Source organism: Hymenobacter piscis, from assembly GCF_018760735.1.
Lineage (GTDB): Bacteria > Bacteroidota > Bacteroidia > Cytophagales > Hymenobacteraceae > Hymenobacter > Hymenobacter piscis.
In genome coordinates this window covers 104,771-131,768 of the sequence record NZ_JAHHZN010000003.1, presented here as the reverse complement: position 1 = coordinate 131,768, position 26,998 = coordinate 104,771, and the positions used below count along the sequence as shown (strand labels likewise).

The 26,998-nt window shown below is 61.7% G+C and carries 25 protein-coding genes; 12 read left to right on the top strand and 13 right to left on the bottom strand.

Annotation, left to right across the window (positions count from 1 at the left end; all coding sequences use genetic code 11):
• Positions 1-5: 5 nt before the first annotated feature.
• Together msrA and KLP40_RS04450 are read right to left on the bottom strand one after the other, a co-directional pair.
• Positions 6-542, bottom strand: coding sequence for a peptide-methionine (S)-S-oxide reductase MsrA (gene msrA / locus KLP40_RS04455; protein ID WP_215592484.1), 537 nt, complete (start codon positions 540-542; stop codon positions 6-8).
• Positions 543-723: 181 nt separating this feature from the next.
• Positions 724-1,617 (bottom strand): 3-hydroxyacyl-CoA dehydrogenase family protein, encoded by an 894-nt coding sequence (locus KLP40_RS04450; protein WP_215592483.1) that lies wholly within the window; start codon positions 1,615-1,617, stop codon positions 724-726.
• 345 nt (positions 1,618-1,962) lie between these two features.
• Here KLP40_RS04450 and KLP40_RS04445 point away from each other — a divergent pair, with 345 nt between their 5' ends.
• The gene (locus tag KLP40_RS04445) at positions 1,963-2,133 is read left to right on the top strand and encodes a lmo0937 family membrane protein (RefSeq protein ID WP_215592482.1); all 171 of its coding nucleotides are present in this window, start codon (positions 1,963-1,965) and stop codon (positions 2,131-2,133) included.
• Between the two features lie 113 nt (positions 2,134-2,246).
• Here KLP40_RS04445 and KLP40_RS04440 read toward each other — a convergent pair whose 3' ends face one another.
• Complete coding sequence (locus KLP40_RS04440) at positions 2,247-3,035, bottom strand: hypothetical protein (protein WP_215592481.1); 789 nt, start codon at positions 3,033-3,035, stop codon at positions 2,247-2,249.
• Positions 3,036-3,054: 19 nt separating this feature from the next.
• Positions 3,055-4,677 (bottom strand): ABC-F family ATP-binding cassette domain-containing protein, encoded by a 1,623-nt coding sequence (locus KLP40_RS04435; RefSeq protein WP_215592480.1) that lies wholly within the window; start codon positions 4,675-4,677, stop codon positions 3,055-3,057.
• 300 nt (positions 4,678-4,977) lie between these two features.
• On the opposite strand from KLP40_RS04435, the gene KLP40_RS04430 reads away from it, so the two are divergent.
• The gene (locus tag KLP40_RS04430) at positions 4,978-5,451 is read left to right on the top strand and encodes a DUF4199 domain-containing protein (RefSeq protein WP_215592479.1); all 474 of its coding nucleotides are present in this window, start codon (positions 4,978-4,980) and stop codon (positions 5,449-5,451) included.
• A 263-nt stretch (positions 5,452-5,714) separates the two neighbouring features.
• Complete coding sequence (locus KLP40_RS04425; RefSeq protein ID WP_215592478.1) at positions 5,715-6,116, top strand: hypothetical protein; 402 nt, start codon at positions 5,715-5,717, stop codon at positions 6,114-6,116.
• Positions 6,117-6,282: 166 nt separating this feature from the next.
• On the opposite strand, the gene KLP40_RS04420 is transcribed toward KLP40_RS04425, so the two are convergent.
• Complete coding sequence (locus KLP40_RS04420) at positions 6,283-6,684, bottom strand: hypothetical protein (protein ID WP_215592477.1); 402 nt, start codon at positions 6,682-6,684, stop codon at positions 6,283-6,285.
• A gap of 122 nt (positions 6,685-6,806) precedes the next feature.
• Between KLP40_RS04420 and KLP40_RS04415 the strand changes: the two genes are divergently transcribed.
• The 3 genes from KLP40_RS04415 (at position 6,807) to KLP40_RS04405 (ending at position 9,900) form a co-directional block, all read left to right on the top strand.
• Positions 6,807-7,640, top strand: a complete 834-nt coding sequence (locus KLP40_RS04415) for a murein L,D-transpeptidase catalytic domain family protein (protein WP_215592476.1) — start codon at positions 6,807-6,809, stop codon at positions 7,638-7,640.
• A gap of 414 nt (positions 7,641-8,054) precedes the next feature.
• Entirely contained in the window at positions 8,055-8,864 is an 810-nt protein-coding gene (locus KLP40_RS04410) for a M48 family metallopeptidase (RefSeq protein WP_215592475.1), read from the top strand.
• 109 nt (positions 8,865-8,973) lie between these two features.
• Positions 8,974-9,900, top strand: coding sequence for a diacylglycerol/lipid kinase family protein (locus KLP40_RS04405; RefSeq protein WP_215592474.1), 927 nt, complete (start codon positions 8,974-8,976; stop codon positions 9,898-9,900).
• Here KLP40_RS04405 and KLP40_RS04400 read toward each other — a convergent pair.
• Positions 9,878-11,101 carry a metallophosphoesterase gene (locus tag KLP40_RS04400; RefSeq protein ID WP_317196746.1) on the bottom strand — a complete coding sequence of 408 codons (1,224 nt, stop codon included), beginning with the start codon at positions 11,099-11,101 and terminating at the stop codon, positions 9,878-9,880. The two genes, KLP40_RS04405 and KLP40_RS04400, sit on opposite strands and share 23 nt — an antisense overlap.
• Before the next feature lie 164 nt (positions 11,102-11,265).
• Positions 11,266-11,898 carry an LON peptidase substrate-binding domain-containing protein gene (locus KLP40_RS04395; protein ID WP_215592472.1) on the bottom strand — a complete coding sequence of 211 codons (633 nt, stop codon included), beginning with the start codon at positions 11,896-11,898 and terminating at the stop codon, positions 11,266-11,268.
• A gap of 286 nt (positions 11,899-12,184) precedes the next feature.
• On the opposite strand from KLP40_RS04395, the gene mtgA reads away from it, so the two are divergent.
• Both mtgA and KLP40_RS04385 read left to right on the top strand, forming a co-directional pair.
• Positions 12,185-12,889, top strand: a complete 705-nt coding sequence (gene mtgA / locus KLP40_RS04390) for a monofunctional biosynthetic peptidoglycan transglycosylase (RefSeq protein WP_215592471.1) — start codon at positions 12,185-12,187, stop codon at positions 12,887-12,889.
• Positions 12,890-13,000: 111 nt separating this feature from the next.
• A complete protein-coding gene (locus KLP40_RS04385; protein ID WP_215592470.1) occupies positions 13,001-13,462 on the top strand; it encodes a YybH family protein in 462 nt (153 codons plus the stop codon).
• A gap of 183 nt (positions 13,463-13,645) precedes the next feature.
• Here KLP40_RS04385 and KLP40_RS04380 read toward each other — a convergent pair whose 3' ends face one another.
• Both KLP40_RS04380 and KLP40_RS04375 read right to left on the bottom strand, forming a co-directional pair.
• Entirely contained in the window at positions 13,646-14,824 is a 1,179-nt protein-coding gene (locus tag KLP40_RS04380; protein ID WP_215592468.1) for an App1 family protein, read from the bottom strand.
• Between the two features lie 147 nt (positions 14,825-14,971).
• Positions 14,972-15,784 (bottom strand): M48 family metalloprotease, encoded by an 813-nt coding sequence (locus tag KLP40_RS04375; protein WP_215592466.1) that lies wholly within the window; start codon positions 15,782-15,784, stop codon positions 14,972-14,974.
• 289 nt (positions 15,785-16,073) lie between these two features.
• Here KLP40_RS04375 and KLP40_RS04370 point away from each other — a divergent pair, with 289 nt between their 5' ends.
• Positions 16,074-17,195, top strand: coding sequence for a DNA topoisomerase IB (locus KLP40_RS04370; protein WP_215592465.1), 1,122 nt, complete (start codon positions 16,074-16,076; stop codon positions 17,193-17,195).
• A gap of 118 nt (positions 17,196-17,313) precedes the next feature.
• Here KLP40_RS04370 and KLP40_RS04365 read toward each other — a convergent pair whose 3' ends face one another.
• Positions 17,314-18,909, bottom strand: a complete 1,596-nt coding sequence (locus tag KLP40_RS04365) for a hypothetical protein (protein ID WP_215592464.1) — start codon at positions 18,907-18,909, stop codon at positions 17,314-17,316.
• Positions 18,910-19,071: 162 nt separating this feature from the next.
• On the opposite strand from KLP40_RS04365, the gene KLP40_RS04360 reads away from it, so the two are divergent.
• On the top strand, positions 19,072-20,667 hold the full coding sequence (locus KLP40_RS04360; protein ID WP_215592460.1) for a hypothetical protein: 1,596 nt from the start codon (positions 19,072-19,074) through the stop codon (positions 20,665-20,667).
• 109 nt (positions 20,668-20,776) lie between these two features.
• Here KLP40_RS04360 and KLP40_RS04355 read toward each other — a convergent pair whose 3' ends face one another.
• On the bottom strand, positions 20,777-21,196 hold the full coding sequence (locus KLP40_RS04355; protein WP_215592457.1) for a hypothetical protein: 420 nt from the start codon (positions 21,194-21,196) through the stop codon (positions 20,777-20,779).
• Between the two features lie 169 nt (positions 21,197-21,365).
• Here KLP40_RS04355 and KLP40_RS04350 point away from each other — a divergent pair, with 169 nt between their 5' ends.
• Positions 21,366-21,803, top strand: a complete 438-nt coding sequence (locus KLP40_RS04350) for a hypothetical protein (RefSeq protein ID WP_215592456.1) — start codon at positions 21,366-21,368, stop codon at positions 21,801-21,803.
• 22 nt (positions 21,804-21,825) lie between these two features.
• Here the strand turns inward: KLP40_RS04350 and KLP40_RS04345 are convergent, their stop codons facing one another.
• Together KLP40_RS04345 and KLP40_RS04340 are read right to left on the bottom strand one after the other, a co-directional pair.
• Positions 21,826-23,337 carry an exonuclease domain-containing protein gene (locus tag KLP40_RS04345; protein WP_215592455.1) on the bottom strand — a complete coding sequence of 504 codons (1,512 nt, stop codon included), beginning with the start codon at positions 23,335-23,337 and terminating at the stop codon, positions 21,826-21,828.
• Positions 23,338-23,556: 219 nt separating this feature from the next.
• Complete coding sequence (locus KLP40_RS04340) at positions 23,557-24,741, bottom strand: AI-2E family transporter (RefSeq protein ID WP_215592454.1); 1,185 nt, start codon at positions 24,739-24,741, stop codon at positions 23,557-23,559.
• A gap of 198 nt (positions 24,742-24,939) precedes the next feature.
• On the opposite strand from KLP40_RS04340, the gene KLP40_RS04335 reads away from it, so the two are divergent.
• On the top strand, positions 24,940-26,850 hold the full coding sequence (locus KLP40_RS04335; RefSeq protein WP_215592452.1) for a DNA topoisomerase IV subunit B: 1,911 nt from the start codon (positions 24,940-24,942) through the stop codon (positions 26,848-26,850).
• Positions 26,851-26,998: the final 148 nt, after the last annotated feature.

The following is a 26,998-nucleotide window of genomic DNA, read 5'->3' as shown; positions in this document are numbered from 1 at the left end:
GGGCGTTAAACCGTCGCCTTCAGCTTGTCGCCGAATACGGCCTTCACCTTGTCCACTTTACTCTTTACCACGAACTGGCAGTAAGGCTGGGAGCCGTTCAGGTTGTAGTAGTTCTGGTGGTAGGCCTCGGCGGGATAAAACACCGGCAGGGGCAGAATTTCCGTGGTGATGGGACCGTCGAAGGCGTTGGCCTCCGTCAGGTGCTGCTTGTAGGCCGTGGCCAGGCGGTGCTGCTCCTCATTATGCGTGTACACGCCCGAGCGGTACTGCGTGCCCGTATCGTTGCCCTGGCGGTTGAGGGTAGTAGGGTCGTGGGTTTTCCAGAACACCTCCAGCAGCTCCTCGTAGCTGATCACGGCCGGATCAAAGGTTACCTGAATAACCTCGTTATGGCCCGTCAGGCCGCTGCATACTTCCTTATACGTAGGGTTGGCAATGCGCCCGCCGGTGTAACCCGACACGACTTTCTCCACGCCCTTCAGACTCTGAAATACGGCTTCGGTGCACCAAAAGCACCCGCCGCCAAAAGTTGCTTGTTCCATTAAATCACAGATGTTGCTGATGATGGGATGACGCTGATTTGCTCAATGCCGACAGTATAACGCGCGAAGCAGGAAAGCTGTTCAAATCGCGGCGCATGAGCCGCTTGAGGCCTTTACAGCAACGGCGCGGATTTCTGATCAGCAGCATGTTAAACGAATCAGCATCATCCCATTCACGGCATTATCCGCGTTTCTGGAAACGGTCGGCCAGCACCAGGTCCTTGGTACCGTGGGTCCAGGAGTAGAAGCCCTCGCCCGATTTCACGCCCAGGCGGCCGGCCGTTACCATGTTCACCAGCAGGGGGCAGGGGGCGTACTTGGGGTTGCCCAGGCCGTCGTGCAGCACCCGCAGAATAGCCAGGCACACATCAAGGCCGATAAAATCGGCCAGTTGCAGCGGGCCCATGGGGTGGGCCATACCCAGCTTCATCACCGTATCGATTTCCTCCACGCCGGCCACGCCCTCGTGCAGGGTAATGATGGCCTCGTTGATCATGGGCATCAGAATGCGGTTGGCCACGAAGCCGGGGAAGTCGTTGACCTCGGTAGGCGTCTTGCCCAGCTGCCGCGAGAGGTCCATTACCTGTTTGGTTACCTCATCCGACGTGGCGTAGCCCCGAATCACTTCCACCAGCTTCATCACCGGTACCGGATTCATGAAGTGCATCCCGATTACCTGGGCTGGCCGCTTGGTAACGGCCGCAATGCGGGTAATGGAAATGGACGACGTGTTAGTGGCCAGAATGGCCGCCTCGGGGGCATACTGGTCGATTTCACGGAAGATGTTGAGCTTGAGCTCCACATTTTCAGTGGCGGCTTCCACCACCAGGTCGGCGTTGAGTACGCCTTCCGAGAGGCTGGTATAGGTAGTCAGGCGACTGAGGGTGGCAGTTTTGTCGGCTTCGGCGAGGCTGCCCTTGCTTACCTGGCGGTCCAGGTTTTTGCCGATGGTGGCCATGCCCTTGTCGAGGGCCGCCTGGTTGATATCGATGAGGGCAACGGCAAAGCCATGCTGCGCGAACACGTGCGCAATGCCATTGCCCATGGTGCCCGAGCCAATAACGGCAACGTTCATAAGGGTGGGGGAAAGGGGTGGGAAGAAGGAATGCGCGGCCGACCTTTAGTCGGCCGCGCCGCCGCAAAGCTAACCCGAAACGCCGGCTGACCCAATGCCCGGCCGTGGAGGAGTGAGCGGTTGCCGTTGTTTTTTTCCCGGGACAAAGGCACGTTTCCGGCCCTTAGGGGCCTATTGCGGCCGGCCGAAAAAAAATACTTGAATAGAATTTAAACCTTTTGCCGGAAAGTGCGCGTACAAACCCCCAGAATGGTTTCCGGCCGCCAAATCACCCTCCATCGGCCGGAAAACTCCCTTTTCTCTTTCCCCCTTTCTCATTTTTTCAACTCTCTCCTCCTTTCCATCATGGGTAATCTGTTGTACATCATCGCGGTAATTCTGATCATCATCTGGGCCCTGGGCTTCTTCGGCGTACTCGGCGCTGGTATTGCTGGTAACAGTCTGATCCACATCCTGCTCGTAATTGCCATCATTGCCATCCTGCTGCGCGTTATTCGCGGCGGCCGGGTAGTTTAACTGCCGGCTTTTTCTTCAGCTGGCTAGCTGGCTGAAGATGCAGTCTGAAAAACACAAAAACTCCCGCTCAGCTACTGAGTGGGAGTTTTTGTGTTTAACCAAAATTCAATGGCTTATTTCAGGTCAAACAGAAAGCTGAAACGGATGACCGGCTGCCCGTAAATGTCATCGAACCCATCGTTGAAGTTGTAGAGTACCACAATGTCGGCGGCGGCCCGGTCGCTGAAGCGGGTGCGGTAGCCCGCGCCAGCCAAAGGCGTACGCACCGTACGCTTGAAAATACCGAGGTTGCCGGACTGGTCGTAGCCCAGTACTTCAGCCTTGGTTACCTCATACTCGGCGTGCAGAAAGAACTCCTTGTATACGATGAACTGCCCAAAGCCTTTAAAGCCCAGGCTATTGGTTTTGATGGTTGGGCCACCGCGCCCGAAGGTGTAACTGTTATAGGCGTACGAGATGCCCGGACCCGCCGCGAAGCGCTCCGAGAAACGGTAGCCGATGGCCGGGGCCAGACTGGCGCTGAACTGGTTGTAGCCGCTGAAGCCGTTGAAGCCCAAGCCAAAATTAGTGTAGAGGAAATACTTGCGCAGGGGCGGCGCTGGTGCCGCCACCCCCGGGCGCTGGGGCAAATCCAGGCCGGAGGGGCGGCTGGGGTCGTAGGGCGCGCGGGAAGCCGGCACGTTGGGGTCGGGCGTGCTGGCCGGAGCCGGCGTAGCGGGAGCCGGCGTGGCGGGCTGGTACACGGGGGCCGGCTGCCGGGGAGCGGGGGCACCGCCGGGCGGGGCCGTGTTCAGCTGGGGCTTGCTGGTGCGGGTAGTATCGGTGGTTTGGGCTGAAACGGTAGGGGCCAGCCCAACCAGGCTGGCCCCACCAATCAGCATCAGGAACAGGAGTCGTTTCATAATGCTTGCTAGAACGTGGTTATGATACCAATTGGTACATCTTGCGGCGCTGAGCCTTGATGTTTTCGTCGGCCAGGTATTCCTCGTACGTCATCCGGCGGTCAATAATTCCCTCCGGCGTCAGCTCAATGATGCGGTTGGCTACCGTCTCAATCACCTGCAGGTCGTGGGAGGCGAACAGCAGCGTACCGTTGAACTCCTGCAACGAGTTGTTGAGGGCCGTAATGCTCTCCAGGTCCAGGTGGTTGGTGGGGTCATCGAGCGTGAGCACGTTGCCGCCCTCCATCATCATCTTGCTGAGCATGCAGCGCACTTTCTCGCCCCCGCTCAGCACGTTCGACTTCTTCTGCGACTCCTCGCCCGAGAAGAGCATCCGGCCCAGGAAGCCCCGGATAAAGGACTCGTCCTTCTCCGTGCTGTACTGGCGCAGCCAGTCCACCAGGTTCAGGTCGGTATCGAAGAACTCGGTGTTTTCCTTGGGGAAGTAGCTGGGCGTGATGGTGGTGCCCCACTTGAAGTCGCCGGTGGCAGCCTTGGTCTGCTCGAACAGGATATCGAAGAGGAGGGAGGCGGCCCGGTCGTCGCGGCTGACCACGGCTACCTTGTCGCCCTTGTCGAGCATGAACGACACGTTGCGGAAAATGGTCTGGCCATCAACTTTGGCGCTCAGGTTCTCCACCGTCAGCAACTGGTTGCCGGCCTCACGCTCGGGCTTGAAGGCAATGTAGGGGTACTTGCGCGAACTGGGCTTGATTTCTTCCAGGGTGAGTTTCTGGAGCAGCTTCTGGCGCGAAGTAGCCTGCTTGCTCTTGGAGGCGTTGGCCGAGAAGCGGCGCACAAACTCCTCCAGCTCCTTGCGCTTGTCCTCGGTTTTCTTGTTGATATCCTGGCGCTGGCGCAAAGCCAGCTGGCTGCTCTCGTACCAGAACGAGTAGTTGCCGGGGTACATGGTAATCTTCGAGAAGTCGAGGTCGGCCATGTAGTTACACACCGCATCGAGGAAGTGGCGGTCGTGGCTGACCACTATCACGGTGTTCTGGAACGAGTCGAGGAAGTTTTCCAGCCAGAGCACGGTTTCGGCATCGAGGCCGTTGGTGGGTTCATCGAGCAACAGCACGTCGGGGTTACCGAACAGGGCCTGGGCCAGCAGCACCCGCACCTTATCGGAAGTACCCAGGTCGCCCATCAGGGTTTGGTGCTTGTCTTCCGCGATGCCGAGGCCGGAGAGCAGCTCGGCCGCTTCATATTCGGCGTTCCAGCCCTCAAGGTCGGCAAATTCGCCTTCCAGCTCGGCGGCCCGCTCCCCGTCGGCGTCCGAGAAATCGGCCTTGGCGTAGAGCGCGTCCTTTTCTTCCATCACCTTCCAGAGCCGGGTGTGGCCCATAATCACGGTCTGGAGCACCGGGTAGGCATCGGCCGCGAACTGGTCCTGCTTGAGCACCGAGAGGCGGGAGCCCTTGGGCATGTCCACCGAGCCGGTGTTGGGCTCAATCTCACCCGACAGAATTTTGAGGAAGGTGGATTTTCCGGCCCCATTGGCCCCGATCAGGCCATACACGTTGCCGGGCATGAATTTGATGGTTACGTCTTCGAAGAGGATGCGCTTGCCGTAGCGCAGGCTTACGTTGGAGGTGCTGATCATATAGAAAAAATGCGGAAAAACGCGGAAAACCGGCCCTGAAGCCCCGAAGGCGGCTGGCCGGCGCACAAAAGTACGGAAAATGCCCCGCCCGCCCTGCCCCCAGGCGGCAACGGCAGCGGAGTCAGGAAAAAAATGGCGCTGATTTACAACAACCTTGTCCTGAGCATGGTATAGAGAAAGGCGGGCCGGCCCCGTTGGGTTAATAGCCGGTAGGGCGAACAAGCCGGCCCGGTCGGTAAGTTCCGATGCCCTGCGCCGCCCGCCTGAAACTCATCTTTTCACCCTCAACCCGTTCTTCCCATGGCAGATTCCCATCTCACTCCCGAATCCAACGGCGTCCGGTACGGCTTACTGACGGCTATCGGCATGATGCTTTATTTCGTAGTGGCGTCCTTGTTTGGGTTGGCCGAGCACATTGAGCTGAGCTTTCTGAACGGACTGATTCTGGCCATCGGTATCTGCATGGCCATTGTGCAGTACAAGCGCTACCGGCACGGCCGGATGCCTTACCTGCACGGCTTCGGCACGGGTATCATTACGGCCCTCGTGGCGTCCGTGGCCTTTGCCTTCTTTTTTATCTTTTACGCCGGGGTGCTCAACCGGGCCATTATGAACGATATCCGGGCTCAGGATCTGTTCGGATTCGATCTGTCGGTGACCATTGCCTTTCTGGCCATTATCCTGCAGGGCGCCATGTCGGGCATGATTATTTCCCTCATTGCCATGCAATATTACAAGAGTCCTGACCACAAGCCTATGACGGGCTTGGAGTAACGCACTAACTAACTAACTAAGTGGTAAAGGCTGGCCCCATGGGCCAGCCTTTTTTTGTTGATTAATAAGGATGAACGAAGTGCGAAAAACAATAACTATTACAATATATGTTTTAACTAATAAGTGAAATTTATTTTACAATGTAACTTTAATTATATATATTTGTATGTAATAAATGCCGGAAGATGGAATTTTTATCTGGCCGGAGAAGTTTCAGGCCTAACACACCGTTCAATAAGCTGTACGCTTTCCACCACCGTTTTATGAAAGCCTTTTTCTTTTTACTCACCCTCCTGGTGGGTCTGAGCACCGCAGCGCAGGCCCAGATGAAAGACCGTAATGCGGAGCGGCCCGGCAATACTGATCCATCAGCAGCCCGTGTAGAGGATCTGACCCGGCAGATGAGCCGGCAGCTTCGTCTCAACGAAGCCCAGTACATTAAGCTGCGCGACGTAAATAAGATCAAGCTGGCCCGCACCGAGGAAATTACCTGGCAGTTCCAGGAAAATACGCTGGAGCGGGACGCCAAGCTGGCTGAATTGCAGGCCCAGTACGAAGCGGAATGCGGCCGGATTCTGACGCCCTCCCAGCTAAGTCTGTTTCGTAATGATCAGCACCATGAAACGGTGCCGGTGCCTCCGGCCAGCGAAGGAGGATTGGGCTAGGTTTATTGCATTTTTCTCCTCGGGCTGTCAAAAAAGCGCCGCTTCCGGTCAGGAGGCGGCGCTTTTTGTATCGGTGTTGCGGCGTGCATCCAGTAAGGTAATTCGGCCGGCTGCAAGCGAAGAGGCTTTAAATAAATGAGTTTGATATTTTTATAATTATATTTTCCTATTTCTGAAGAACCGGTAGAATAACTTCCGTTACCGTGCCGGTAGCGCCACTACGCAGCATAACCCGGTTGCGGGCGGCGCGCGGATGCCCGGGTTGGCACTGCAGGCCCGGCGTGACGTAGTAGATGTAGACTTTGTCGCTCTGCTCGCCCAGTTCTTCTTCGTCGGGGTGGCCCAGAACGTTGGTAATATCGTTGATACGGGCTCCAAACAGGTCACTGCGGTATTTGGCTAGCGTGGACAGCAGGGCCGCGCGCTTGTTCTGGCAGCCGTAGGGGTCGGCGCGCCAGGCGGCGGCATCGAAATCCGGTAGCTCCGGCAGGTCATGACCGCAACCGGCAAACAAGATTCCGGCTGCAAGCAGGGTGATGCGCAACGCAAAAACGGGAACAATTTTCATGGGTAAGTCATTAAGGGAGGCGGGGTTGTTGACGAAAAAGTACTATTTTTGGCTGGCCTCACACGGTGCGGTTGTGCAAGGTACCTTCAAATTCATTTGCTCCGACTACTCTATTTCAGCTGATGACAAACCTACCGACGGTTACTGCCGGTTTCTTTCTAACGTGTTTTTCCTACCTGCTTCCAGCCGCCGCTACTCCCGCCCGTGAGCTGCTGCCCGCACTCGACCCCGTATCCCGGGCGGCATCTGGCAATCCGTCGCGACTGAGCGGAGCCGAGCGGGCTGCCTACATGGCCGCCTTCGAGCAGCATGTGGCCCAGACCTACGCCCAGGCTAACCTCGCGGCGGCCAATCTGTCCGTGCAGGTGTATCGCGAGGCCCTGATCGGGTTTTATAACCTTCAGCGGCATGGGGCCATCAGTGCCCGGTGCCAGACGATTAGTATCATTGATTTCAGCCAGTCCAGCACCCGGGAGCGGTTGTGGGTGGTAGATCTGGCCCAGGGCCGGCTGCTCCATCACACGCTGGTAGCCCACGGCAAGAACACCGGTGAGGAATTTGCCCGCACGTTTTCCAACCGGGAAGGCTCGGAGATGAGCAGTCTGGGCTTTTACGTTACCAGCCAGACATACCAGGGCAAGCACGGCCTCTCGTTGCGGCTGGACGGAGTAGACGCGGGCTACAACACCAATGCCCGCCGCCGCGCCGTGGTAGTCCACGGGGCCAGTTACGTGAGCCAGGACTTTGTGCGGCAGCACGGCCGCCTGGGCCGCAGCCAGGGCTGCCCGGCGCTGCCCACCGCCGAAGCAGGCGCTATCATTCGCACCATCAAGGGCGGTTCGGTGGTATTCGCGCACGGCCCCCGGGAAATTGCCTACCACTCTGCGCTGCTGGAACTGGATGCGGCGCTGCTGGCCTTTGCTCAGCACCAGGGGCTGAAAGTGCGCCTGGGCTGATGCCTGGAGACGATGCCTCTGTTTTCGCACAAGAATGCCCCACTGCCGGCGCAACCGGTGATGGGGCATTTCTGTGCGCGGGAGAGCAGTGCTGCTTCCTCTTTGCCTGGTAGTTGGTAGCCCGGGCCAGGTTAAGGTTGACGGAAAGGACAACCAACTGACCACCAACGCAGCTGGAAGAAGGCCCTGGAGGGCATCAGGCCGTCGGTTTGCCGTGGAGCCAGCATCCTGCTGCGCACCACTACCGTGCAATTCGGCAGCAAGGCTGAAAGACGGCGGCCACAACGCTGGCTGGGGGGAGGAAACGGGAGGAAGCAGGCGGGTGAAACTCTTCGGGGGAGCGCCCGTTACAAGGCCCAAGCGGCTCTCGGGCCGTTTTTGAACTCTCTCCCCATCCTTTCTCCTCAGTCTATCATGCGAGGCAACTTACGTTACATTCTGGCGCTGGTGATGGCCGCCTTCGCCTTCATTCCCTACTACTGCAACACCCAAAAAAACGAGGTGACCGGCGAGGTGCAGCACGTAAACATGTCGGCCGAACAGGAAATTGCCCTGGGTCTGCAGGCAGCGCCCGAAATGGCCCAGCAGTACGGCGGCCTGCACCCCGATCAGAAAGCTGCCGCCGCCGTGGAGCGCATCGGTCAGCAGTTGGTGCAGAGTACCAAAGCCGGCCAGACGCCCTACCAGTTCCGGTTTCATTTGCTGGCCGATGAAAGCACCATCAATGCCTTTGCCCTGCCCGGCGGCCAGATTTTTATCACGGCCGGGCTGCTCAAAAACATGACCACGGAAGGGCAGGTCGCCGGGGTGCTGGCCCACGAAATCGGGCACGTAGTCGCGCGCCACTCGGCCGAACAGGTGGCCAAATCCCAGCTTACCAACGGGCTGACCGGAGCGGCCGCCATCGGGTTGTATGATCCGGAGCGGCCCGGCACGGCTGCCTCGGCCGCGGCGGCGGCCATGGTGGGCAAGCTGCTTACCCTGCGCTACGGCCGTGAGGATGAGCTGGAGGCCGACCGTCTGGCAGTGGATTTCACCCCGGCGGCCGGTTATGACCCCCGCGCCATGCTCCAGGTGATGCGGGTGCTGGAAGGAGCCAACCAAGGTAGCAAGCCGCCCGAATTCCTGAGCACCCATCCCAATCCGGGCAACCGTATCGGGGAGATTGAGCGGGAAATTGCGGCCGATTTTCCACAGGGGCTGCCAGCCAATCTCAAGCAGTAACTTTTATCGTGGTTACTTTCTGCAGAGCCGGCCTGGTGCCGGCTCTGTGCGTTTGGCACCGACCGACCCGCCAGGTGCTATTCTGCCTTATATTGCTGCCTTGGTTTGTATGGAAACGACTTCGCCCGCTCCGCTTTACCGGCTGCTGTTTGTGCTGAACCCGATATCGGGTGATATTGATAAGGCCGCGCTGCAGACGACCATCAGGCAGTACTGCGCCGAGCGTGGGCGCACAGCGTCGTTCTTTTTTACTACCGGCGAGCAGGACCTGGCCCGGCTGCGGGCGCAGGTAGCCGCCCACCCCCCGGACGCCGTGTTTGCCGCCGGGGGCGACGGCACGGTGAGTCTGGTTGCCGAAGCCCTTAGCGGTACGGCCTGCCCCCTGGGCATTCTGCCCCTGGGCTCGGGCAACGGGCTGGCCAAGGACCTGGGCATTCCGCTGGTTCCGGAGCAAGCCCTGCGCCTGAGCTGGGAGCATCAGATCCGGCGCCTCGACACGCTGCGGGTGGGCGGTAGATTTGCAGCTCATCTGGCTGATATGGGGTTTAATGCCCGGGTAGTGAGCCGGTTCAATGCGGGCAAGGTGCGCGGACCGGCGGCCTACGTGCGCATTGCCACCCAGGAATACGCCGCCTATGAGCCCGCCACCTACCACATCGAAACCGACCGGGAAACGTGGACGGGACCGGCTTTCATGCTCACCATGGCCAATGCCAACACCTTCGGCAGTAACGTGGTCATCAACCCCGACAGCAAGCTCGACGACGGCCAATTCGAAATCTGCCTGATTGCGCCTTTTCCCAACGCCGCAGCGCCCGGCCTGCTCTTTCGCCTCTACACCAGCACGTTCGACGCTTCCGATTATACCCACCGCCTGCGCTGCCACTGGGCCCGCATCAAGGTGGCCGGCGCCGACCAAGTACTGGTGCAACTAGACGGGGAACCCTGTTACCTGCCCGCGCCCGTGGCCGTGGAAATCAGGCCGGGTACCCTGCGGGTGCTGGTGCCGGCCGCTACTGCCGAAACCGCTGCCTAAGCCCGGCCCCGAAGGATAGCCGGGCAGGAACCGGCCCGGACGGCGCGCGCAGGTGCATGCGGAAAACCTCCGGCTGGCCCCCGGGCTCCAGGGTGCGCAGCCAGGTTTCGTGGCGGGAGTAAAAATCGAGACTGAAGAATCCCTGGTGTTCGTGCACGAAGGCCGCGCGGCCACCCTTCTGCACGAAGGCGGTTTTGCTGCCGGCCCCGCTGACGAGGTAGTGCCCGCCCTGGCGCTGGAAATACTGCAGGTTGTGGTCGTGGCCGGCCGCGTAGATAACGCCGGGAAAGTCGTGCAGCACCCGCAGCAGCCGGCGGCGCATCGTGCGGTAGCGGGGGTGGGCCATGTCTTCGGCGGCGCCCACCCACTTGCGGTAAAGCGGCAGCAGAGAGCCAATGAGGGGCAACGGCAGATAGGCCCGCTTGTGCACGGTGGTCAGCGGAAACACGTGTTGCTTGGCCGTAAACTTACCCCCGTGCAGGGCATTCGAATACAGCGGATGATGCCCCGCTACCACCACTTGCTGGTGGCGGTTGGCTTCGAGCAGGGCGCGCAGGTCCCGGAAGGGCTGGCGCGAATCGGCTGCGGGCCGCGGGCCGTGCTGCACCCACCACTGCGTGTTCAGCACCACCAGCAACAGCCCCTCGGTTAACTGCAAACTCACGGGGCCGGGCGTGCCATCGGGGGGCAGGTAGTGGGCCCGGGGCAGGTGCTCGTGCACGTACGCCTCCTGACGCCGCAGGTATTCCCAGCCGTCGGCGCGGCCTTTGTTCCAGTCGTGGTTGCCGCTGAGCAGTACCACGCGCCCCGGAAACCGGCCCAGGCTGCGCAGCAAGGCTGCCAGGCGGGCCTCAGCCAAAGGGCGGCCGGGGTGCTCCGGCGCGGGCAGGCCGGTAGGGTAGATGTTGTCTCCGAGCAGCACGATGGTGCCGGCCGGGCCGGTTTCCTGCTCCCACTCTTCCAGCAACTGCAAAACAGGGTCGGTGCCATCGGTGGCTACCGCGCCGGGGTCGCCGAGCAGGGCCACGCGGTGCCGGGGCAGAGGGGCCGGTAGAGGGCGAGCGGCCCAGTCGTGGTGGGCGGGGGCCACGTAGGGCCGGCGGCGGTAGCGGCGCTCCTGCCCGTAGCGGCGGCCCAGCCAGAGCGCCAGGAGCCCGGCCAGCAGGAGCAGCCCGTAAAATACAAGGGAAGTAATTGCCACGGGGATAGATGCTGGACGTCAGTTAGGGATTGCAACCAGGTAGTCTTGAACGGCAATCAACCTCGTTGCGGCTTACTACAGACCAACTATCCTGCAAGAAGCCGCCCCGCTATTGCCTGGCTGCGCCCGCCGCAACGTTCCTTTAACAACCAACAACCAACTACTCAAAACGACGGAGGCGTGAGGTTTTTGAAGTGGCCGTTGAGGCGCACCCGTTCCTTGAGGCGCTCGGTTTCCAGCAGAACCGGCAGAATATGGGCCAGGTGGCGCAGCGCCAGGTGCTGACGTTCGACCTCGGAGGAGGCTTCCAGCAGCTCATATTCCTGTTCCGTGCTCAGGCCCAGCTGGTGGGCCACATCGTACACGCGGAAATCGGGCGGCAGGTCGAGAAACAGGCGGCGCAGGCCCAGAATGTCGTAGAGCTGCTGAATCAGCTCCCGGATGCGCACGTGCAGGGCCGGATCGGGGGAGGCATCGTCGGCCACGGGCTCGATGGTGGCGCCGGCGTAGAGCTTGCCGGGCAGCTCCCGGAAAAACTCCTCCACCCGAAACAAGCCCACGGCCTTGGTGCGGATATCCAGCTCGCCCGAGGCGTAGCTTTTTTCCACGCTCAGCAGCCGCATTTCAGTGCCCAGCACGCTAACGGCTCCGTTCAGGTAGGGTGGCACGCCGAAGGTAATGCCCTCCTGCAGGCAGTCGCGCACCAGTTGCCGGTAGCGGGGCTCGAAAATGTGCAGGTTGAGCTTCTCGCCGGGAAAAACGACCAGATTCAAAGGAAACAGAGCTAACTGGCGCATGAACGGGGAGGGGTTGCGAAACGGAAGGCCCGGCGCGGGACCGGGCGGCCAGCCAATATCCGGCTTTTTTCAGAACAACGGAATGCCCGTAAGCTCCCGGCCGCCGGGCAGTTTTTTACTTATCGGGCAGCCAAATCAGGGTAGTGGCCGGCCGTGGACGGCCGTTTTTAAGCCTGGTCCTGAAACAGACGCTATTTTTACGGCGGGCTTCGCAGGGAATCCCAGGAGTAAACCGGTAGCAAAACGCGTGACAGACTATAAAAAACAGGCCCGGCGAGCCGGGCGGATGATATTACAACTGCTGGCGGTACTGTTTCTGGCCTCAGTGGCCTGGGTGCTGCTCTACCGTTGGGTAAGTCCGCCCGCCACCTGGCTGATGCTGGAGCGCCGGGCCCACGCGCCCGTTGGCCAGGGCTACCACGGCATCCGGGAGGCCGACCGCCGCATGCAGTACGCGTTTAAAACGCTCGACGAGGTTTCGCCCCAGTTGCCCTTGGCGCTGGTGGCCGCCGAGGACCAGCGGTTTCTGCTGCACCACGGCTTCGACGGAGAGGCGCTGCTGAAGGCGGCTCAGTCGAACTTTGAGGGTAAAAAGCAGCTGCGGGGCGGCAGCACCATCTCGCAGCAGGTAGCCAAAAACGTGTTTCTGTGGCACGGCCGCAGCTACGTGCGCAAGGCTGCCGAGGCCTATTTTACCCTGCTCATCGAGTTGCTCTGGGACAAGCGCCGCATCATGGAAATGTACCTGAACGTAGCCGAAATGGGCGACTGTATCTTCGGGGCCGAAGCCGCTTCCCGGCAGTATTTCCACAAATCGGCCAAGAAGCTCACGCCCCAGGAAGCGGCCCTGCTGGCCGGGGTGCTGCCCAATCCGTTGCGGTTCCGGGCCAGCAACCCGGGGCCCCAGGCCCGGGCCAAGCAGCGCCGGGTGCTGCGCAACATGCGCCGCCTGGGCGGCACCGCCTACGTGCGAGAGCTGATGAGTGAGTGAGTGAGTGAGTGAGTGAGTGAGTGAGTGAGTGAAATCTGTAGTGCAGTCCCGGCCCAGTGGTCGTCACCGGGGCGGAACATTTTCCGGCTACTGTCAAGCGTCCCCTGTATTATGAAGCGTTTCTGTTTCGCGTTCCTGCTCTCGATCGGCCTGTTGCCGGCCTGCACGCCACGCCTGGCCCCCGGGCTTACGCCAACGGTTACGGCCGCTGCCCGCCGCGACATCCTGACCGTGCTGCACACCCAGACGGCCGCCTGGAACCGGGGCGACGTAGCCGGGTTCATGCAGGGATACTGGCAGAACGATTCGCTGGTCTTCATCGGCAAGAGCGGCCTGACCTACGGCTGGCAGTCCACCCTCGACAACTACCGCCGCAGCTACCCCACCGCCGCCGCCATGGGCCAGCTCGATTTCAGCCACCTGCGCATTGAGCCCCTGAGCCCCGATGCGGCCCACGTCATCGGCCGCTGGCACCTGGCCCGCCCCGCCGCCGGCGACCTGCAGGGCCACTTCCTGCTGGTGTTTCGTCGCATCAACGGCGCCTGGGTGGTTGTAGCCGACCATTCGAGCTGAACATTCGAGCTGAACAGCGTGCGGGGGTGAATAGCAGCCTCATCATGAGGCGCGAAGCAAACTAACCCACCCTTTACGCAGCACCAAGCCCCGGCAAAAACAAAGCCCCTGACGTGCATACGTCAGGGGCTCTTAACTAAGCCGGAGGGATAAATCACGAACCACTCATAACTGGTACTTCACTCATTTCATCACCGGCTGGCCGGAACCCTGACCGTCGAGGCCGTCTTCGGCGGTTTCGTCTTTGTGCTTTTCCTGGGCCACGGCCGGAATGGCTTCTCCAAAGATGAGGCCGCTCCGGGCCGCGTGCTCGGCCGCCTGCACCGTGTCTTGTACCAATAGCAGTTCTACGTTCGCCTGGCGCAGCTCGTCGCGCACGCTTTCCACCAAAGCGGCCCGTTCGGGCAGGTTCACGTCGCGGATGTAAATGGCCAGAATGCGGCCGGGGTGGCGGCGTACCACTTCGCGGTAGATATTGGCGTCTTCCTGGCCCGAGTCGCCGATGAGTACGAAGGGCAGGCGCGGGTAGGTGAGCAGCAGGTTGTCGATTTCGCGGAGCTTGTGGCCGTGATGCTCGGAGGCGGCCCCGGCCTGCTTGCGCTGGAGGGCAATGTCGCGCAGCAGCAGGGGGCCGGGCGGAATCTGGTTCAGATCGAGGAAATCTTCCAGCAGGTCGTACAGATTCCAGGGCGAGCTGCTGACGTAGAAAAACGGGTTGTTGCGCTTGCCGTTGCGGCCCAATTGAAGCTGGCGGTAGAATTCGGCCACGCCTTTGAAGGGCAAACGGGAGCGGGCGTTGCGCAACAGCACTATGCGGGCCATGCGCAGCAAGTCCGTGGCCGAGGTCTGGATAACGGTGTCGTCGAGGTCGGAAATGATGCCGTACTCCGCATCGGCGGGCGGAATGAGCACCATGGCGCGGGTGCGCAGACCGGCCGGGGTGGGGAAGGGCGGCGGCGACTCCACCAGGGCCACTTCCACCGGGTGCCAGAGAAAGTCCACGGGCTCGGGCAGCTGCCCGGGGACCAGGTTGAGGGTGAAATAACCTTCCTCATCCGATACGACCGGGTGCTCAGAGCCATCGGCGGGCAGCACGCTGAGCCGGGCCCCGCTGATTTCGTTGCTGTCGAAGCGGCGGTACATGTTCACCAGGTTGTGCCAGCGCGAATCGGAGGGGTCCGGCTCACTGATGCCTTTATCGGTGAGCACGCGGCCTTTCACGTACAGGCGCTCGGCAGTGCCGTAGCTGCGGTAGGGCACCAGCTGCAGCGGATGCAGCAGCCCAAGCCGGGCGCGGGTGCGGGTCAGGGCCTCGTCGGCCTGCTCGGCCCAGTCGCTGAATTTATCAAGTAGAGAAGCCATAGGGCGTAAAGAAAGCGGGTTACCGAAACGCTTCCTACGCAGGCGGCGGCCCCGGGTGTTGTCGCGGCCCCGTCAGCGGCTCAGGCTCAGCCACAAAAAAAGCTCCCGACCAACCGGCGGGAGCTTTTAGTGAAAGGGCCGGCAGACTTACAGCGCGCTTTTAAGCTGGTTGAAATCAGTGGAAGCGGCCGTGCGGTTGCGGCAGTTGAGCTCGTCGGCCTTGGCCTGAATGTTCTCGATGCGGTTGCCCGGGTTGGGGTGGGTGCTGAGAAACTCCGGCGTGGCCGACTGCCCGTCGTTCTGGGCCTTGATGAAGAAGCCGGCGGCCCCGTCGCAGGCGTAGTAGTTGGTGCCGTTGAGGTACTCCACCGAGTAGGCGTCGGCCTCGGTTTCAAAATCGCGGCTGAATTTAAGCTGGCCCAGGCCGCTGGCCACGTCCACCAGCGTGTTCTGGTTGTTGCCCAGAATCAGGCTCAGCAACACGCTGATGCCATATTGCTGCTGGAGCTGGCGGGAGGTGTGGCGCCGGTCGGCGTGGGCAATTTCGTGGCCCAGCACGCCGGCCAGCTGGGTTTCATTATCGAGGTACTTGATCAGGCCCGAATACACGTAAATGTGGCCGCCGGGCGTGGCGAAGGCGTTCTGGGTCTGGTCGTCCCGGATAATCTTTACGTCCCACACAAACTCGTTACGGTACTGGAGCTTGCCCGAGTTGAGCACCCGCAGCACGATGCGGTTGAGGGCCGCGTAGGCCTGCGGATTGGCGTTGGCCTCCAGCAGCTGGCCCTTGGCCCGGAAGGTGGAATCGGTCTGGGCGGCTACTTTTTCGCCCAGGGCTTTGTCGTCTTCAATGGAGAAAAGCAGCACGCCGTCGCCCCCGTCGGAGGAGCAGGCGGCCGCGCCGGCCAGCGTGAACGCCAGGCCCGCCAGCAGACCGGTTTTTTGCAGAATATGTCGCATGAAAAGTGCGTAAGGAAATGATGAAACAAAGGAGAGTTGCCGGGCCACCCAGAAAAAACGGTGCCAAAGCCAGCGCCCTCCTAACGGCCGGACGCGGGAACGTGTTGTGAAACGGCGCGAAATACGGGTAGACGAGCAGGTAGGCGGCCGAAAATCAAGCCGATAAAAACCGGTTGGTCGATTTGCGCGCGCCCGGGGCCGGGCGGCCACCTTTCGGCGGCTTTCTGCGTAGAGCTAAGCCCGCCCGTCCGCTCCGGCCCGCGGCTCCTTTCTGCCCCTTTCCTGACCTATGGTTTCCGCCGCTACCCTCCGCCCCAAAACCAAGAAAAAGCGCCTACTGCCCCTTTCGGAGGCCCACGAGCTGTACAAAGACCCCGCCCGCCAGGCCGAGCTGGCCGGCCTGCGCTACCTCACCGATACCAGGCCCGGCCTGACCCGCGAAACCACCCGCGCCGGCAAGTTGCGCTACCGCACTCCCAAGGGCGAACTGGTCACGGACGAGAAAACACTCACCCGCATCGGCAGCTTCGGCATTCCGCCGGCCTGGACCGACGTGTGGATTTCGCCCGCGGCCAACACCCATCTGCAGGTGACCGGCCGCGACGCCAAGGGCCGCAAGCAATATCTTTACCACCCGGCCTGGGACCAGGCCCGGGCCCTGACCAAGTTCAGCCGCCTGCGGGCGTTTGGCGAGCAGCTGGCCGGTTTGCGCGACCAGCTCCACCGCGACCTGGCCCGCCCGCAACTCGATAAAACCAAGGTGGTAGCCCTGGTGCTCACGCTCATGGACCAGTCGTTCATTCGCGTCGGCAACAAGGAATACGCCAAGAAAAACAAGACCTACGGCCTGACCACCCTGCGCGACAAGCACGTGAACGTGAGCGGAGCCGACGTGCGCTTTAGCTTCGTGGGCAAGAAGGGCGTGCCCCACGACCTCACGATTCATGACCGGAAGCTGGCCCGCATGGTGCAGAAGTGCAAGGAAATCCCGGGCCAGCACCTGTTTCAGTACTACGCCCCCGACGGCCACCGCCAGGAGCTGGAGTCGGGCGACGTGAACGAGTACCTGCACCGCGTTACGGGTATGAAGCTCTCGGCCAAGGACTTCCGCACCTGGGGCGGCACCGTGAAAATGGTGGAGTGCCTGGAGCGGATTCTGGAAGAAGAGCCGGAGTTTCCGCGCCCTAAAACCCTGAAACGGGCCATCAAGGACGTGGCCGAGAACCTGGGCAACACCCCCAGCGTGTGCTCCAAATACTACATTCATCCCCAGGTCATCGAGCTTTTCAATTCCAACAAGCTCATCGACTACCTGCGCCGCCACGACGCCGACCCCGCCGAAAACGACCTGCTGACCCCCACCGAACACATGGTGCTCGATATGCTGGCGGAGCTGGAAGCAGTAAAATAGTGAGATGGTGAAATAGTGAGGTGGTGAGGTTGATGTTTAAAGGCCCTGACTGCGCCATTTGCGCCAACAGGGCCTTTGAACACCAACCTCACCACCTCACTATTTCACCATCTCACCGTTACCGCCCCGAGCCGTCGCGGTCGAAGGCGTGGGAGAGGACGTTGTGGGCAGTTTTGTCCTTGGTTTCGGGGCCGGGGCGGAAGTCGTTGTTGCGGGCCGTGTCGAAAAAGCGGGTGCGCTTGCGCAGGCCGGTTACCCGGGAGGAATCCTGGATCAGGTCTTCGTCGGGGCCGCCGTAGATGTCGATAAACGGGGAGCGGCGCACCTGACCCGAAACCAGGAACTCATCCTTGCCCTTCAGGCCGTGCAGGAGCACCCGGCGGGTGTCCCGGGGGTTAAAACGGCGGCGGTAGAGCAGCGTTCCGTTGCGCCCGACCTTGTCGTCTTCCAACGAGTACACCGACACTACCGTCGTCGTGTCGTTGAGGCGTTCTACTTCGAAGCGCTCGGCCTCGTCGGTGCCGGCTACCAGCACTTCTTTCGATTTCAGCTGGTAGAACTCCTCGGCGGCCCGGGGCAGCGCGGCGCGGCGGGCCTTGAGGCTTTCTATCATGCGGGCGCCTTCCAGCTGGTACACTTCCGGGGGCAGGCCCTGGCGCACGGCCACTTCAATCACGGCGTCGGTGAGGCGCTGCTGCAGGTCCTGGGCGGTGGCCAGGTACGTGGCGCGGGGCACGGCGGCCAAGGCCCGCTGGTCGATGAAGGAGGCGTTGCGGGTGTAGCCCTCGATGCTTTGGTAGTGGGGCCCGAAGGTGCGGAACTTGCTGACCAGCTTGCTCACCACCCAGGAGGCCACGCCATCATCGAAGCGAAAAAAAACCTGGTCCCGGTCCTGGGGAATGGGTTTCCAGAGCAGGCGGTGGTCGGGTTGGGGGTAGGCCGCCCAGCTCCACTGGCCCTCGTGCCGGTCCCAGTCGCCGAGCCAGAGGTCGAGCAGGCGGGCGCGCAGGTAAGCGTCTGCATCGAGCTGGTGGCGCTGGTTGGCGTAGCGGTCGGGCAGCACGTCGTCGGTTTCTTCCAGGGCCGTAGCGCCGGCCACGGGCCCGTCGATGTTCTGCTTGCCTTCGTATTTGCGTTCGAGCAGCACCACTTTGCCCCGGAACTGCTCAGACGCCTCGCCCAGGCCCGTTTCATCGGCGCGCACGTAATAGGCCCGCGGGGAAGTGTGGGGTACCCCGGCCGCCGTGGTCAGCGGGGGCACCACAAAGGCGCCGTAGGGCATGGCGGCGGCCGTGGCGTCGCGCACGGTGGCCAGCACAAAACCCTGGCGCAGAAACTTCGGTAGGGTCTTGTACGGGTCCTTATCGATGCTGCGTACGGCGTAGCTATGCCCGGCGGAGTCCACCATGGTCATGCTGATGGTCTGGAAGCCGCCGCCCATTTTGGCGAAAGTAAGGCCGCCCGGCACTACGGAGGCAGGCTTGAGTACGGGCAGGCTGACGGGGGCGGCCCAGGCCCGGCGGTAGTGGGGCCCTAGTAGCAGGCGGCCGCCCGGACCCCGGCGGTAATGGCGGCCGGCCGTGACGCGGGCACTGTCGGCGGCGGCGGGCAGGGGGCTGGAAAAATTGACCCGGGCATCGGGCTGGAAGAAGGTGTCCCGGCCGCAGGAAGCGGCCGTCAGCAGGAGCAGGGGGAAGAAGTAGCGTGGGTTCATGCAGAGCGAAAAAGCGCGACGTGGTTTCCTTCAACGCAAGTTCGCCGGAAAAGTCAATACCAGGGCGCACACAACCGCCGGGGCCGGCTTTGCGCTATAAGGCAGGCCGCCCCGTCCGGGACCGGCCTGCTTGTTCCGCCTGTTACCCGCTTCTTCGTGTTATTGTCCTTTTCTGCGTCCTGGCTTGGAACGGTGTTCGGCAGTGGTTTGCTGCTGATTTCCTGCTCCGCGCCGGCCCAACCTACCCCGCCCGACCGTCGGCCTGCCATCAGTCCCGATTCCACCGTGCGGGTGGCCGCCGGCCCCCAGTACGACCGGGGCGCCATCCACCGGTTTTTTTGGGGGACGCACTACCGGGAGCTCTGGAGCCTGCCCGTCACGGTGCCCGTCTTCAACCTGCGTACGGCCGTGCCCGGGGGGCTGACGCCCCTCAAGGAAGGCGGCTCTTTTCAGACCAAAAACCTGCGCCTGGTGGACCGTAACGGCGTGCAGTACGTGCTGCGCTCCGTTGATAAGGACGCTACCCGGGCCTTGCCCGAGAACCTGCAGGACGGGGCCCTGGGCCGGGTGATGAAGGACCAAACCAGTGTTATCCATCCCTACGGAGCCTACATTGTGGCTCCGCTGGCCGAGGCCGCGGGCCTCTACCATACCAATCCCCGCCTCGTGTACGTGGCCGATGATCCGGCCCTGGGCGAGTTCCGGGAGGGTTTCGGCTACGCGCTCTATTTGTTTGAGGAGCGCCCCGAAGGCGACCAGAGCCGGGTGGCCAGCTTCGGCAACTCCCGGCAGGTGGAAAGCTCCCGCAAGGTATTTACCAACCTGCTGGCCAGTACCCGCTACCAGGTGGATGCCCGCCAGTACCTGCGCAACCGCCTCTTCGATATGTGGCTCGGCGACTGGAGCCGGCGCGAGGACCAGTGGCGCTGGGCCAGCTTCCCGGCGGCCGGCGGCGGCACTACCTACCAGGCCATTCCGCGCGACCGGGACCACGCCTTCTTCAAGTTTGATGACGGCTTGCTGACCCACATGATTGGCTGGATTAAGTCAAATTACCAGAGCTTCCACGAGAAAATCCGCCTCGCCGACGTGGAGGGCCTCAACCGCGCCGCCCGGCCCATGGATAAGTCGCTGCTGCCCTACCTGACCCGGGAGGATTTCCGCCAGGTGGCCGACTCCCTGCGCAACTCCCTCTCCGACGCGGCCATTACCCGGGCTCTGGCCGTGTGGCCCGCAGAAGTCCGGGAAGTAAGCCAGGCCGATTTCACCCGCAAGCTGCGGGCCCGCCGCGAGCAGTTGCCCGCCGTAGCCGATAAGTTCTACACCCTGCTGGCCCGCGACATCGAGTTGCCCGGCTCCGACGAGGCCGAACGCTTCGTGGTGGAGCCCGCCGGGCCAGACGCGGTGCGGGTGCAGGTGTTCCGGCTATTGCCCACCGGGACCGCGCTACTGCACCAGCGTACCTATACCAGCGCCGAAACCCGCTCCCTCAAGCTGTTCGGGCTGGGCGGTAACGACACGTTTGAAATCCGGGGCGAGCCCACGGCTAAAATCGAAATCGGCATCTACGACGGAGCCGGCGAAGACCGGATTGAAGCCACGCCCGCCCCCGCCAAGCGGCCCGGCAGCCGCCTCACCATCTACGACAACGCCGACGGCAACACGCTGCGCATCGGCAAGTTCAGGACGGAAGCGTACGAGCCCAAAGCGCAGGAATTTGACGCGGCTGGCTGGTTGCTGCGCCATCGGCTCTATTGAGCCAGCTTGCGCAAGGGCAAACCGAGGGCCTGTTCGCCCGATGGCCGGGCAGAAACCAGCCGGGTGCTTGCCCGCCGTCCCTGGCGCTCTGGTGCCGGTGTGAAGGGCGCTAGTTGAATTCCTGGAGCCAGTGCGTAGCGGCTCCCTCATCGGAGAAGAGCTGAATCTGGTAGCGGTGGCTGGTTTGGGCGGGGGCCTGGGCCAGCACGGCCAGAGGCGTGGTGCCGGCGGTAGCCGGCTGCCAGGTGGCCGCTACTAGGCACGCTAAATAGACGGGCTGATCCTGCAGCCGGGGGCTGAGGCTGGGCAGGTAGTGTTGCGTCAGCCAGGTCACCATCTGCTCATCGGACTGGGTGCGGCGGCGGGAATCCACCAGCCAGCGGCTGGCCTGGTGCTCAGTTGCTACGGTCAGCACTTCGGCGTAACCAGCCTGGAGTTCAACCTGCGAAATATCGCGCAGCCAGCGCACGATAAGCAGGGACAAATCGGGGCGGAAGGTTACGGAAAGGTAAGGGGAGTCGGTGGTCATGTAGGAGGAGCCAGTGAGCGGCTCGGGAGGGCAAAGATACGGCAGTCTGCCCGAACGGTTTCGCCAGGGGCTAATTGGGCCGAAATCAGCAACTAAAAGTGCGTGCAGCCGAGTGCCCGCGACGGTAACAGGCCGGTTGTGTTCTATCTTTGCGTTTTGGCTGAACTCCATGCGCGCCTTTGCCACCCCCGATTACCTCGACCTGTCCTACCGCTCCGATCTGAATTTTATCGTGGCGCGTTGGTTGCGGCCGGTATCGGGCAGCGAAACGCGGCAGGGCTACCAGCTGATTGTGGAAGCCGGGCAGGCGTGCCAGTGCCCGTACTGGCTGCTCGACGGGCGCCGCCGCCAACCCGCCGACGCCGAAACAACGCACTGGGGACTACACGAGTTTTTCCCGCGTCTGCACGTGGCGCTGGGCCAGCCCGTATTTATGAGTCAGCTCCTGTCGCCCACGTATCAGGCCCTGACCGACGCCCAACCCGCTTTTCAGCAGGCCGAACAGGCCCCCGCCCAAACCTACCGGATGCAGCGCTTCAACGACGAAACGCGGGCCGTGCACTGGCTGCAACAGCAGCAACTGCCCCGGGCCGGCAACCCGGCTTAGGCCCGAACGGGAGCGGGCGGCGCTACTGGAACACCTTCACCTTGTCCTTGTGCTTGGTGCGCAGGTACTGGCGGATGATCTGCTGCACGTCCTTATTGTCGTGGAAGCGTTTGATGGCGTCCCGGAAATCGGCGAAGCGCCGGGCCGAAAAGCTCTCATCCACGTAGCCGAAGCCCAGGTAGCGGCCGTTTTCCACCACCACCAGGCTTTTCTCATCGGCCCGCCGGCCCTCGCCAATCACCACAAACGAGCCGTGCTCGTAGGTGAACGACTCGATGGCGGCTTCTACCCGCTGGTTGTACTCCTCGGCCGGCTCCAGGCCCAAACAAGCCCCTTTGCAGCGGTGCACCTGGTAATCGAAGCAGGCACCCTGGGTTTTGTACAGGTCGCAGAGCTTCTGGCAGAGGTTGAACTTGGCCACCTTGTGAAACAGGAAGCCCTTGGCCTTGTACTGGTTGCCCAGGGCAATGAGCGGGTGCGACTCGGCGTGGTCGTCGGCGCGGCCGTAGTAGAGGTGCTTGTAGCCGTTTTCGTCGGTGCGCAGGAAAATGCCGGCCGGAAACACGGAGCGGCGCTGGGCGCGGTTGTAGAGGGGCTTGAGGCGCTTGATTTCGTGCGACTCGTAGAGCAGGGCCACCAGCTCGGAGCCGGTCAGCTCCCAGGTGATGTCGGAGATGGAGTTTTTGAACTCCAGGCTCTTGCGCGACTTGTAATCGACGGCGAAGTGCTGCTGAATCCGCTTGTAGATGTTGATGCTCTTGCCCACGTAAATTACCTCCCCGGCCTGGTCGTGGAAGTAGTACACGCCGGCCTCGTGGGGGAGGGCCGCCACCTGCTCGGGGCTGATGTTGGGCGGCAGCAGGGCCGTTTTGATGGCCTCCTGCACCGCTTTAATTTTGCGGGGCGAGGGCTGCTTGCCCGTCGTGGAGGTCGCGGCGGCGGCGGCCGCAGGTTTGCGCCCGGCGGGGGCGTTGGCATCTACCACGGCCAGGGTGTCGGCCGGGCTCAGGCCCCGGGCCGCCGCCGGCGCTTCCTGCTGCTGGCTGATGGCCAGCAACCGGCCGAAGAGTACGGCCGTGGCGGCCGCGTCGCCGGCGGCGCGGTGGCGGCCGTTGAGCTCAATGCCGATGTTCTGGCAAAGCTTGCCCAGGCTGTAGCTGGGCTGGCCCGGCATCAGGGAGCGGCTCAGACGCACCGTACACAGGGTTTTGCGCGAGTAGTTGTAGCCCAGGTCGGCAAACTCCTTTTTCAGAAACGAGTAGTCGAAGCGCACGTTGTGGGCCACGAACACGCAGCCCTCGGTCATTTCCACCACCTTGCGGGCCACCTCGTGAAAGCGCGGGGCCTCGCGCACCATGTCATCGGTAATGCCGGTGAGCTGGGTGATGAAGAACGGGATGGCCCGGCCGGGATTGATCAGGGAGCTGAACTCGTCCACCACCTTTTCGCCATCGTGGATGTAGATGGCAATTTCGGTGATGCGGTCCTGAGCGGGCTGGCCCCCGGTGGTTTCAAGGTCGATGATGGCGTACAAATGCGTTCCGGAGCTGTTGGCTAGTAGCGGTTGGCTGATAGCTTGCGTGAGATGATACGGCCCGCCGCAGTTGGCTAAGCAGATTGGTAACAAAGATACCGGACCGGAAGGTTGCGGGCCGCCGCTTTTCCGCTTTACATATTCTGCCCCCGCCGTACCCGCCCAAAAAAGAGCCCGCCGGATGGGCGGGCTCGGGTGGCGTAGCAGCGGGCCATGGGCTTACGCCTCGCGGCCCCGCAGGCGGTTCCAGAACCGCAGGAACACGCCGGGCTCCTTGTTTTCGGGCTTGGTTGAGTCGTCGCCCTCGGCCGTATCGCCCAGCAGGAAGCCCCAAGGCTCGGTTACCTGGTTGGCATCGAGCACCACCTTGATTACGGCCATCAGCGGAATGCTCAGAATCATGCCCGGCGTGCCCCAGAGCTCATTGCCCAGAATCAGGGCCAGAATGGCAGCCAGCGGGTTGATGCTCACCTGGGAGCCGGTAATCAGGGGGGTAATGAAGTTGCCCTCCAGGAACTGCACCAGCACGAATACCCCAATCACGAGGGCGGCCTGCAGGGGCGAGCCGGTTTCTACCAGCGTGATAATGGCGGGCACCGTAGCACCGATCATAATGCCGATGTAGGGAATCACGGCCAGCACCGACGCGAAAATGGCGAAGAAGATGGCGAACTTCACGTCCAGAATCAGCAGCCCGATGCCGTTGAGGATGGCTACAATCACAATCACCTTCAGCAACCCCGAAATGTAGGCCTGCACCACCGTCTGGATGTTGTCTACGGTGGCGAGCACGGCCGTGCGCTTGTCGGGGTCCACGAAGCGGAACATGAACTGGCGCAGGTGGTCGCGGTAGAGCAGCAGACAGAAGATGTAGATGAGCACCTGGGCCAGATTGCTCAACGCCAGGGTGGTGGTGGTTAGCGTGGTGCCCAGGTAGGAGCCGCCCGATTTCTTGAGCGTCTTCATGGTCGTTTCCTTCAGGTCGTCTATGCTCATGGGCTGGTAGCCGAACTTGAGGTGGGCCCATTCCTGAGTCTGGGTGAAAAACTCCATCATCTTCACCTGCAGCTTGGGCAGCTCACTCTGGAACTGGGTAAGCTGGGAGCCAAAGGCCACGATAATACCGGCAAAAATGGCCGTCAGCAGCAGCAGGCACAGGATGATGGCCAGAATGCGGGGCACGTTGCGGCTTTCCAGCCAGCGGCAGATAGGCAGCAGCAGCAGCGTGAACACGGCCGCAAACAGCAGGGGCAGCAGCACATCATCGAGCTCGTGCAGGGTGAAGATCAGCAGCACGGCCCCCAGCATGAAAAAAGCAAACTGGATAATGGGCGTCTGGCGGATGACCGGCTTGGGCGTGTGCCCTGAGGGAGGCAGGTGATGTTGGGAGGCTGGGGGAAACATTTTGCTAAAAAATTTGGGAGAGGTGAGGCAATAGAAAAGGCGGGTGGTGAACGCAATGAACGAACAAAGCAGGCCGAAATGGGAGGGGAGCTGGCAGGAGAAAGGAGAATTTACTAACTTTACTAGCGAAATGAGTGCGCGGAAACGGGCGTTTTTCTGCGTTATTTTACCTCACTTTTTTGAACTCCGCATTCTCTGATGGCTGAAGAACAGATATCCGTCGCTACCCACGGCTACACCGAAGACAGCATCCGCTCCCTCGACTGGCGTGAGCATATCCGGCTGCGACCGGGCATGTACATTGGCAAGCTCGGCGACGGCTCGGCCTACGACGACGGCATCTACGTGCTGGTGAAGGAAGTCATCGACAACTCCATCGACGAGCACGTAATGGGCCACGGCCGCACCATCGAAATCAAGATTTCCGACCAGCGCGTGCAGGTGCGCGACTATGGCCGCGGCATTCCGCTGGGCAAGGTGGTGGACGTGGTGAGCAAGATTAACACGGGCGGCAAGTACGACAGCAAAGTCTTTCAGAAGTCTGTGGGCTTAAACGGGGTCGGTACCAAAGCGGTTAACGCCCTCAGCAATTACTTTCTGGTCCAGAGCGTACGCGACGGGCTGATGAAATCGGCGGAGTTTTCCCAGGGCCTGCTCACCAGTGACCCCAAGCCCCAGAAAACCAGCCAGCGCAACGGCACGCTGATGACGTTTCAGCCCGACGACTCGATTTTCAAGAACTACCGCTTCATCCCGGAGTACCTCGAAAATCAGATCTGGAACTACGTTTACCTGAATGCCGGCCTGACCATCAACTTCAACGGCCAGAAGTACTTTTCCGAGAACGGCCTGAAAGACCTGCTGGAGCGCAAAGCCGATCGGGAGAGCCTGCGTTACGATATCATTCACCTCAAAGGCGAGGATATTGAGCTGGCCCTCACCCACGGCAACGACTACGGCGAGGAATACTACAGCTTCGTGAACGGGCAGTATACCACCCAGGGCGGCACCCACCTGGCCGCCTTCCGCGAGGCCATCGTGAAAACGGTGCGCGAGTTCTATAAAAAGGACTACGACGCCTCCGATGTGCGCGCCTCCGTCATCGGGGCCATTTCGGTGCGGGTGCAGGAGCCTGTGTTCGAGTCGCAGACCAAAACCAAGCTTGGCTCCCTCAACATGGGCCCCGACGGCCCCACGGTGCGCAATTTCATCGTCGACTTTGTTAAGGAGCACCTCGACAACTTCCTGCACAAGAACCCCGCCATCGCCGATGCCCTCAAAAAGCGCATCGAGCAGAGCGAGCGGGAGCGCAAGGACATGGCCGGGGTGAAGAAGCTGGCCAACCAGCGGGCCAAAAAAGCCAACCTGCACAACCGCAAGCTCCGCGACTGCCGCTTCCACTTCGGCGAGGGCAAGCAGGAGGCCGAGGCCCAGACCACGCTCTTCATCACCGAAGGCGACTCGGCCTCGGGCTCCATCACCAAGAGCCGCAACGTGGAAACGGAGGCCGTGTTCAGCCTGCGCGGCAAGCCCCTGAACTGCTTCGGGCTGAAGAAGAAAATCGTGTACGAGAACGAGGAGCTCAACCTGCTCCAGCACGCGCTCAACATCGAGGAGGGCATCGAGAACCTGCGCTACAACCGCGTGGTGATTGCCACCGACGCCGACGTGGACGGCATGCACATCCGCCTGCTGCTGCTCACCTTCTTCTTGCAATTCTTCCCCGACCTGGTGCGCAACGGGCACGTGTACATCCTGGAAACGCCGCTGTTTCGGGTGCGCAACAAGAAATCGACCATCTACTGCTACAACGAGCAGGAAAAGCAGCAGGCCATGCGCCAGCTCGGCCGCAACCCCGAAGTCACCCGCTTCAAGGGCCTGGGCGAAATCAGCCCCGACGAGTTCGGCAAGTTCATCGGCGAGAACATCAAGCTCGAGCCCGTGATTCTACAGGCCGAGCGTTCGGTGCAGCAGATTCTGACCTACTACATGGGCAAGAACACGCCCGCCCGCCAGGAATTCATTATCGACAACCTGCGCCTCGAAAAAGACCTTATTACCTCCGACGTGCTGCCCGTGGCCGAGGTGCCGGAGGAGGATCTGGCCTAGGCGCGCCGCCCGCCTTTTTTGCGTTCCTTCGTCCGGGCCGGGTCCGGGCGAAGAGTGGTACAAGAACAATAACCGTGGCCGATGCCACCCCCAACTGTGTCAGAAGAAACGACTCCCCAGGACCTGAACCCCGATTTCCAGCCCGACC

Excerpts from the sequence above, each read along its gene's own strand:
- msrA (WP_215592484.1), bottom strand. The coding sequence starts at position 542 with ATGGAACAAGCAACTTTTGGCGGCGGGTGCTTTTGGTGCACCGAAGCC.
- KLP40_RS04450 (WP_215592483.1), bottom strand. The coding sequence starts at position 1,617 with ATGAACGTTGCCGTTATTGGCTCGGGCACCATGGGCAATGGCATTGCG.
- KLP40_RS04445 (WP_215592482.1), top strand. The coding sequence starts at position 1,963 with ATGGGTAATCTGTTGTACATCATCGCGGTAATTCTGATCATCATCTGG.
- KLP40_RS04440 (WP_215592481.1), bottom strand. The coding sequence starts at position 3,035 with ATGAAACGACTCCTGTTCCTGATGCTGATTGGTGGGGCCAGCCTGGTT.
- KLP40_RS04435 (WP_215592480.1), bottom strand. The coding sequence starts at position 4,677 with ATGATCAGCACCTCCAACGTAAGCCTGCGCTACGGCAAGCGCATCCTC.
- KLP40_RS04430 (WP_215592479.1), top strand. The coding sequence starts at position 4,978 with ATGGCAGATTCCCATCTCACTCCCGAATCCAACGGCGTCCGGTACGGC.
- KLP40_RS04425 (WP_215592478.1), top strand. The coding sequence starts at position 5,715 with ATGAAAGCCTTTTTCTTTTTACTCACCCTCCTGGTGGGTCTGAGCACC.
- KLP40_RS04420 (WP_215592477.1), bottom strand. The coding sequence starts at position 6,684 with ATGAAAATTGTTCCCGTTTTTGCGTTGCGCATCACCCTGCTTGCAGCC.
- KLP40_RS04415 (WP_215592476.1), top strand. The coding sequence starts at position 6,807 with ATGACAAACCTACCGACGGTTACTGCCGGTTTCTTTCTAACGTGTTTT.
- KLP40_RS04410 (WP_215592475.1), top strand. The coding sequence starts at position 8,055 with ATGCGAGGCAACTTACGTTACATTCTGGCGCTGGTGATGGCCGCCTTC.
- KLP40_RS04405 (WP_215592474.1), top strand. The coding sequence starts at position 8,974 with ATGGAAACGACTTCGCCCGCTCCGCTTTACCGGCTGCTGTTTGTGCTG.
- KLP40_RS04395 (WP_215592472.1), bottom strand. The coding sequence starts at position 11,898 with ATGCGCCAGTTAGCTCTGTTTCCTTTGAATCTGGTCGTTTTTCCCGGC.
- mtgA (WP_215592471.1), top strand. The coding sequence starts at position 12,185 with ATGATATTACAACTGCTGGCGGTACTGTTTCTGGCCTCAGTGGCCTGG.
- KLP40_RS04385 (WP_215592470.1), top strand. The coding sequence starts at position 13,001 with ATGAAGCGTTTCTGTTTCGCGTTCCTGCTCTCGATCGGCCTGTTGCCG.
- KLP40_RS04380 (WP_215592468.1), bottom strand. The coding sequence starts at position 14,824 with ATGGCTTCTCTACTTGATAAATTCAGCGACTGGGCCGAGCAGGCCGAC.
- KLP40_RS04375 (WP_215592466.1), bottom strand. The coding sequence starts at position 15,784 with ATGCGACATATTCTGCAAAAAACCGGTCTGCTGGCGGGCCTGGCGTTC.
- KLP40_RS04370 (WP_215592465.1), top strand. The coding sequence starts at position 16,074 with ATGGTTTCCGCCGCTACCCTCCGCCCCAAAACCAAGAAAAAGCGCCTA.
- KLP40_RS04365 (WP_215592464.1), bottom strand. The coding sequence starts at position 18,909 with ATGAACCCACGCTACTTCTTCCCCCTGCTCCTGCTGACGGCCGCTTCC.
- KLP40_RS04355 (WP_215592457.1), bottom strand. The coding sequence starts at position 21,196 with ATGACCACCGACTCCCCTTACCTTTCCGTAACCTTCCGCCCCGATTTG.
- KLP40_RS04350 (WP_215592456.1), top strand. The coding sequence starts at position 21,366 with ATGCGCGCCTTTGCCACCCCCGATTACCTCGACCTGTCCTACCGCTCC.
- KLP40_RS04340 (WP_215592454.1), bottom strand. The coding sequence starts at position 24,741 with ATGTTTCCCCCAGCCTCCCAACATCACCTGCCTCCCTCAGGGCACACG.
- KLP40_RS04335 (WP_215592452.1), top strand. The coding sequence starts at position 24,940 with ATGGCTGAAGAACAGATATCCGTCGCTACCCACGGCTACACCGAAGAC.